Source organism: Rhizobium freirei PRF 81, assembly GCF_000359745.1.
Taxonomy (GTDB): Bacteria; Pseudomonadota; Alphaproteobacteria; order Rhizobiales; family Rhizobiaceae; genus Rhizobium; species Rhizobium freirei.
On sequence record NZ_AQHN01000004.1, the window covers coordinates 54711 to 60915 of the forward strand.

8 protein-coding genes and 1 pseudogene are annotated in these 6205 nt (G+C 60.3%); 4 read left to right on the forward strand and 5 right to left on the reverse strand.

What is annotated here, in order from left to right; genetic code table 11:
• Positions 1-55: 55 nt before the first annotated feature.
• From RHSP_RS33300 to RHSP_RS01135, 3 genes and pseudogenes are all read right to left on the reverse strand, one after another.
• Positions 56-352, reverse strand: a pseudogene (locus tag RHSP_RS33300) (hypothetical protein); the annotation flags it as partial.
• Between the two features lie 277 nt (positions 353-629).
• The gene (locus RHSP_RS01130; RefSeq protein WP_004107652.1) at positions 630-1028 is read right to left on the reverse strand and encodes a type II toxin-antitoxin system VapC family toxin; all 399 of its coding nucleotides are present in this window, start codon (positions 1026-1028) and stop codon (positions 630-632) included.
• On the reverse strand, positions 1025-1276 hold the full coding sequence (locus tag RHSP_RS01135; RefSeq protein ID WP_004107653.1) for an AbrB/MazE/SpoVT family DNA-binding domain-containing protein: 252 nt from the start codon (positions 1274-1276) through the stop codon (positions 1025-1027). Before RHSP_RS01135 ends, RHSP_RS01130 begins: the two co-directional genes overlap by 4 nt.
• A 39-nt stretch (positions 1277-1315) precedes the next feature.
• On the opposite strand from RHSP_RS01135, the gene RHSP_RS01140 reads away from it, so the two are divergent.
• Positions 1316-2068, forward strand: coding sequence for an ArsR/SmtB family transcription factor (locus RHSP_RS01140; RefSeq protein WP_240535338.1), 753 nt, complete (start codon positions 1316-1318; stop codon positions 2066-2068).
• A gap of 52 nt (positions 2069-2120) precedes the next feature.
• Here RHSP_RS01140 and RHSP_RS01145 read toward each other — a convergent pair whose 3' ends face one another.
• Complete coding sequence (locus RHSP_RS01145; RefSeq protein WP_004107655.1) at positions 2121-2396, reverse strand: hypothetical protein; 276 nt, start codon at positions 2394-2396, stop codon at positions 2121-2123.
• Positions 2397-2399: 3 nt separating this feature from the next.
• Entirely contained in the window at positions 2400-3194 is a 795-nt protein-coding gene (locus RHSP_RS01150; RefSeq protein WP_004107656.1) for a DUF899 domain-containing protein, read from the reverse strand.
• A 119-nt stretch (positions 3195-3313) separates the two neighbouring features.
• On the opposite strand from RHSP_RS01150, the gene RHSP_RS01155 reads away from it, so the two are divergent.
• The 3 genes from RHSP_RS01155 (at position 3314) to RHSP_RS01165 (ending at position 6130) form a co-directional block, all read left to right on the forward strand.
• Positions 3314-4534, forward strand: coding sequence for a DNA-binding protein (locus RHSP_RS01155; RefSeq protein ID WP_037148818.1), 1221 nt, complete (start codon positions 3314-3316; stop codon positions 4532-4534).
• A gap of 47 nt (positions 4535-4581) precedes the next feature.
• The gene (locus tag RHSP_RS01160) at positions 4582-5214 is read left to right on the forward strand and encodes a Vgb family protein (RefSeq protein WP_004107666.1); all 633 of its coding nucleotides are present in this window, start codon (positions 4582-4584) and stop codon (positions 5212-5214) included.
• Between the two features lie 214 nt (positions 5215-5428).
• The gene (locus tag RHSP_RS01165) at positions 5429-6130 is read left to right on the forward strand and encodes a GntR family transcriptional regulator (protein ID WP_004107668.1); all 702 of its coding nucleotides are present in this window, start codon (positions 5429-5431) and stop codon (positions 6128-6130) included.
• The last annotated feature ends 75 nt before the right edge of the window (positions 6131-6205 follow it).

The window sequence follows — 6205 nt, forward strand, 5'->3', positions numbered from 1 at the left end:
CTAAGGAGGCCTTGGCAGCCTGTGTGAGAAAGGGAGCGGGAAAAACTGGGGAGCACGCTGCGAGGTCGAGTTTTGCTTGTTCTAGGCGGCCGGTAACAGCGGTACGAATCTGAAGGATCCGATGAGCGCCAAGTGGAGAGCAGCGCATCTGACGTTTCTTGTTCATGCGGGCATTAACGAGTCTGTTGGCAGCACTTTCAGCCGGTGAGCTGGATATTGCCTGACCTGACCAATATTGCTGGCAATAATTGGCAATCGAAGGCTTGTTCGGGACCAGATAGCTGCGAAGATTGCTGATCAGTTTATATAGACGCCTGGGCTTGCTGTTGGTGGCGCACAACCCGGGGGCATCGAAGGTTTAGGAGGGTCTAAAGGACGGTATGGCGCGCGGCGATGAGACACGCGATCGGAAAATCGGTTCTAAACGCAGTGCGCTTTATTGATTCGCACCGATCCGCAACTCCCATACAGGCCTGCAGCATCCTGAAGATCGCATCAGAGGCCAGACAGATGTCAGCGCTCGATTACCCGCAGAGGGCTTGTCTGCCTGAAAAATCCTCTTGCATATACGGGGTGTCCACAGATGTTCAGGGGCTGAGCGGCCATAGAAGTTGGGCTGAAGTAATCGGTCAGGACAGCAGGCGCGCCGTCTGTCCTTGCTCCGCAAGCAGTTCGACCGCTTGTTTATCGAACGAGATGAACGTTTCGCCACCCAACCAATTGCCCTCATAGGCCATGATGCCATCCGCAAAATCACCGCCGGCTTCGAGGACTGCAAGCCCGGCCTCGACAGCAGGACGGTTCATCACAACATTTCCGGCATTTAGCAAATCGCGGATGGTCGCGGCTACATCTTCTTTCGACAGCTTCGCGCCCCGGCGCAGTATCCAAACCAATTCACACAAGCAAGGCAAAGAAATCGCGATTAGTGAAGCCTCTTTCAGAAGCTTGCCGGCAGCGCGACCTTGCTTTGCATCGTCCTGCAAAACGGCACGAACCAGCACATTTGTATCGACGGAAATTTTCATTCTTCGCCCGCCCAACCAGTGGCGGCGATCTCATTCATTTCCTCAATCGTCATCGGCTTTTTGACCTTGCCTGCATGCCGACCGATGAAACTGTCAATGGTGCCGGCCGGCCGCGCCGCCTTCACCCGAAGCTCCCCGCCCGGCAGCTTGTCGAAGTCAATCCGTTCGCCCGGCTTGATACCGAGGTGTTGCAATAAATCGCGCTTCAGCGTGACTTGCCCTTTCATCGTTACCGCCAATGAAGTCATAGGAAATTCCCTTTCGTAGAACCTATTCATATATAGTAATTGAAATTTACATTACCAACAAGAGGATCCCCAAATTTAGACAGGTTAGCCGTAGGGAGCGGGAAAAAGCGGGGGGGGGGCACGCTGCGAGGTCGAGCTCTGCTTGTTTTAGGCGACGGTCGGGCACGGCCTGCCGGCGAGCTGGCTCGTTGTGCCGGTGTGACGGCACAGACAGCCAGCTCACATTTGGGAAAGCTGCTGGCGGGCGGCCTGGTGTCGGTCGAGACAGAGGGGCGACATCGCTACTATCGCCTGTCCGGCCCTCATGTCGCGTTAGCGCTCGAAAACCTGGCCGCGATCGGTCCGACGGAGATCAAGCCAAGGGCATTGACGCGCGAGGGCCGAAAACTGCAGTTCGCTCGTTGCTGCTACGATCATTTGGCGGGTCGCCTCGGCGTGGCCCTCACCGAAAGGATGGTTGAAAAGGGGTTTCTTGCAGCAGCCGATGGCAAGAGGTTCGAGGTGACGCATGTGGGCGCCGAATGGTTTGCAGGCCTGGGCCTGGATCCGGCGAAAATCAAACCTGGCCGCACGGGGCTTGCCCGGCAATGTCTGGATTGGACGGAACGGCAGCATCATCTTGCCGGCCCGCTCGGTGTTCTTTTGACCAATCTGCTCTGTGCAGAAGGTTGGATACGGCGGGAAGATTCCTCGCGCGCAGTCGAAGTGACGCAGAAGGGATGGCGGATGTTCAACGCGCATTTCGAACTTCAGGAACGGGATTTGATGGCACTGGATCAAAAAGAAACGTGAGAGCGAACGAGGAGTGCGCGATCGAACGTTTTGGGCAATGAACATTGGCTCATCACCCGGATATCTTCCCTTCTCTTGCAAAAAGCGCCAGCCACGGCCCCAGGTGAAACAGCGCCATCAGCAGATACATCGGCACCATACCGCCCAGCATCGACCCGCCTTGAGTGGAGCAGATCATGTCCGCTGCCATATCGTCGGACGCTAGCAACGCCATCACGGCGAAGGTCGGCGCCGCGGCCAGTTGAAGCCAGCGGCTGAAACTCCTAGGTCGAAGCAGGCCGGCGGCGTATGCGCCGGCCCTTTCGTGAAGTTCGAGCAATCTGAACATGAGCTACGCTCCGTAGCGGTCATGATGGCGCCACCAGACGCCGGTCTCGTTGCGGCCGAGCGGCGCCCGGTCCAGCCACTGGTACATGCCCCAAAGGCCGTCCAGTCCGCGGGCGTAGGACGAATAGGTGTGATAAATCGCGCCGTCCTGCATTGCGAAGGCGCTGACGCCCGGCCGATCGCGCGTGTAGGTCGCGACATCCGTCCCCGTCATTGACGCCATCAGTTCGACCGGGCCTTCGCTGCCGCGCAGCTCCCATTGCTGCACCGTCTTGCCCGCCTGAGCGTCGGGCATTGGCGGCTCGCGACGGTAATTATATTCGATGCCGCCGTCGCGCTGCTCGTCCGGGGTGAACCAGACATTGAAATCGTGGTTGAAGTCGCTGTTTGCCGATGAGGCCCAGTCGAAGGTCCAGCCCATGCGTTGCTTGAATTCCTGCAGCTTCGCAAGTGGTGCCCGCGATACGGCGGAAAAGGCGACATCATGGTTTTCGAGGTGTACGGCAACCCCGTTGAAACCATCCGCGATCGACGAGCAGGACGGACATCCCGCAGTATAATCCGGCCCGAACATGAAGTGATAGACGAGAAGCTGCGAGCGCCCCTTGAAGAGCGCCGAGAGCGGCACCACACCCTGCTCGGTCTCAAGCCGATAGTCCTTTTCCACCTTGACCCAAGGCAATTGCTGGCGGTGCGCGGCGATTTCGTCGCTGCGTCTCGTCAGCTCCTTTTCCTGCTCCAGCAGGGAAAGCCTCGCCGAAAGCCACTCATTGCGTGTTCCTGTTCTATGCATCGTCATGGTTCATCTCCTTGATTTGCTGGATTTGCCACTGCCGGCACAGCGTCTTGCCTGCCGATGGCGAATAACTTACGGCTGAAGTGCCGAGGGGTGGGAGTTACAAGTGTGACGGGATTTCGATGGACTCGCTGATCGTCGCTGCCGCACAGGCGCTTGCTGCCGGGGATGCGCTCGGAGCCATGAAGCGCGTGGCTTTGCGCGACGATGCGCCCGCGCTGGCGCTCCGCGGCATTGCCATGGCTCAGCTCGGGGACCTTGATCGAGCCAAGGCGCTGCTGAAGAACGCCGCCCGCGCCTTTGGTCCGCGCGAGACCGTCGCCCGCGCTCGCTGTATCGTTGCCCAGGCGGAGATTGCCCTTGTCTCGAGGGATCTCGGATGGCCGGAAAAGGCGCTGGAGACGGCGCGCTCCGTCCTCGATAAACACGGAGATCGCATCAATGCGGCCCATGCCCGCAATCTGCAGATACGCCGCTTGCTGCTTGTCGGCCATCTCGACGAGGCCGAGCGGTTGCTCGCCAAGCTCGATCCCTCGCCATTGCCGCCGGCTGCAAGAGCAAGCCATGAGCTTGCGGTCGCCGGCATCGCCATCCGCCGCCTGCGCACGGAACCGGCGCGTGCCGCACTGGCCAGGGCAGCGGAAGCCGCGCGGAGGGCCGATATCGCCGCGCTCGATGTCGAAGTGCGCAATGCCGCGCGGGCGCTTGATGCGCCAGCGGCTCGGCTGATCGCGGACGGCACTGAACGCCTGCTGCCGCTGGGTGAAGTGGAGGCCTTGCTAACATCCGGCACGCTGGTCGTCGATGCCTGCCGCAACGTCGTGCGTCGTGGTAGCGAGGTCCTGTCGCTGGCCAGCCGGCCGGTGCTGTTCATGCTGGCGCGCGTCCTTGCCGAAGCCGCGCCGGCGGATGCGCCGCGTGCCCTTTTGCTGTCCCGCGCGTTCCGCGCCCGCTACGCCGACGAATCCCATAGGGCACGGCTCAGGGTGGAGATCGGAAGGTTGCGCGCTGCATTGGAGCCGTTCGCCGACATCGACGCGACGCCGCAAGGCTTCGTACTCACGCTGCGTGGGAAAGGTGATATTGTAGTGCTGGCGCCGCCCATGGAGACCGAGCATGCTTTCCTGCTCGCCTTGCTGGCAGATGGCGAGGCTTGGTCGAGTTCGGCACTGGCGATCGCGCTCGCAACAAGCCCGCGGACAGTGCAGCGCGCGCTCGACGCTCTTGCTGCAAGCGGCAAGGTGCAGAGTATCGGCAATGGTCGTGCCCGCCGCTGGATGATGCCGCCGGTCGTCGGCTTCCCGACAACATTGTTACTCCCGGGTCCGCTGCCGAGCGACTAGGGTCGAAGCCATCAAGTTCGATAGATGCTGACCGGAGGATGGTTGCAATGAAAAAGTCCCAAGCTGAAGTCATTCGCGAATATGGTCCGTTTGAAAACGCGCCCCGTGTGAACGGAGTTACCTTCGACGGCCGGCATGTCTGGTTCGCCTCCGGTGACAAGCTGCATGCCCTCGACCCTGAGAGCGGCGAGCAGGTGCGGTCGATCGACGTGGAATCGCATGCGGGCACGGCTTTCGACGGGCGCTATCTCTACCAGATCGCCGAGGACAGGATTCATAAGATCGATCCGGAAAGCGGCAAGGTGGTGTCGACCATTCCCGCGCCGGGCAACGGCGGCGATTCTGGTCTTGCCTGGTGCGAGGGAAGCCTGTGGGTCGGTCAGCATCGCGGCCGCAAGATCCACGAAATCGACCCCGAGACCGGCGCTATCCGCCGCACCATCGAATCCAACCGCATCGTTACCGGTGTGACCTGGGTCGATGGCGAACTATGGCACGGCACCTGGGAAGGCGACGAGAGCGACATTCGCCGCATCGATCCGGTGACAGGCACTGTGCTGGAGCGGCTGGAAATGCCGGAAGGCTCTGGCGTTTCAGGGCTCGAATCCGATGGCAAGGACAGGTTCTACGCCGGTAGCGGCGGCGCCGGCAAAGTGCGGGCGATCCGCCGTCCGCGCTGAGGAGCAAGTTTCCATCTTGATAATCACACGGCCTATCGGAGGTAGCTCCTGCTACTTCCGATAGGCCGTTTTGGTGTCGAGGACCGTTCTCATGTCGAAGTTGCCGGCTTCCGTGTATGAAGTAGAGCAGGGTCGAACGACAGTCGCCAGAGCGCCGTTGATTTACCGGGCATGCCCCTTTATCTCTCACGCTGAAAGAAGAGGTCAGCTAGCCATGGATAATGAAACAAGCCTCAGAAACGAGCGCAAGCGCGGCTCCGGCGTCAAGGTGGTCTACGATATCTTGCGCGACGAGATTCTGCACCTGGAATTGCCGCCGGGCAGCCCTATCGACGAGGTGCAGCTGTCCGAGCGCTTCGGCATGTCGCGCACGCCGATCCGCGAAGCGCTGGTGCGGCTTGCCGGCGAGGGGCTGATCGATACGCTGCCCAATCGCTCGACCATGGTGTCGCAGATCGATTTCCTCAACATGCACAGCTATTTCGATGCGCTGGTGTTGATGTATCGCGTGACGACGCAGCTTGCGGCGAAGTATCATCGGCCGGAGGATCTCGAGATTGTCCGCGCGCGCCAGGCCGAGTTTGCCGCTGCCGTCGAGGCGCAGGATGCGCTTGCGATGATCTCCACCAACGCCGAACTGCATCTTGCGATCGCCGAGGCTGGCCGCAATCCTTATTTTACCGGCCTTTTCAGCCGCCTGCTCGATGAAGGCCGGCGCATCCTCCGCCTCTATTACCAATCCTATGATGATCGTTTGCCGCGCCGCTTCGTCGAAGAGCATGATGAGATGATCGCCGCCATTGCCGCGCGCGATACCGAACTCGCGGAGCGCCTCGCACGCCTGCATGCGGAACAGATTGTGGCGCAGGTTCAGAAGCTGCTGGTGCGCGGGGATCGGCTGGACGTGAAACTTTGAGCCTTGGGGTTGCTGTGCTCTGAAATTGTATTGCTTTGCTTTTGCATATTTCTTGTCGACAAGTTGAATACAAGA

Bases quoted from the DNA above. Each gene is read 5' to 3' on its own strand.
- RHSP_RS01145 (WP_004107655.1), bottom strand. From the start codon at position 2,396: ATGTTCAGATTGCTCGAACTTCACGAAAGGGCCGGCGCATACGCCGCC.
- RHSP_RS01155 (WP_037148818.1), top strand. From the start codon at position 3,314: ATGGACTCGCTGATCGTCGCTGCCGCACAGGCGCTTGCTGCCGGGGAT.
- RHSP_RS01130 (WP_004107652.1), bottom strand. From the start codon at position 1,028: ATGAAAATTTCCGTCGATACAAATGTGCTGGTTCGTGCCGTTTTGCAG.
- RHSP_RS01150 (WP_004107656.1), bottom strand. From the start codon at position 3,194: ATGACGATGCATAGAACAGGAACACGCAATGAGTGGCTTTCGGCGAGG.
- RHSP_RS01165 (WP_004107668.1), top strand. From the start codon at position 5,429: ATGGATAATGAAACAAGCCTCAGAAACGAGCGCAAGCGCGGCTCCGGC.
- RHSP_RS01135 (WP_004107653.1), bottom strand. From the start codon at position 1,276: ATGACTTCATTGGCGGTAACGATGAAAGGGCAAGTCACGCTGAAGCGC.
- RHSP_RS01160 (WP_004107666.1), top strand. From the start codon at position 4,582: ATGAAAAAGTCCCAAGCTGAAGTCATTCGCGAATATGGTCCGTTTGAA.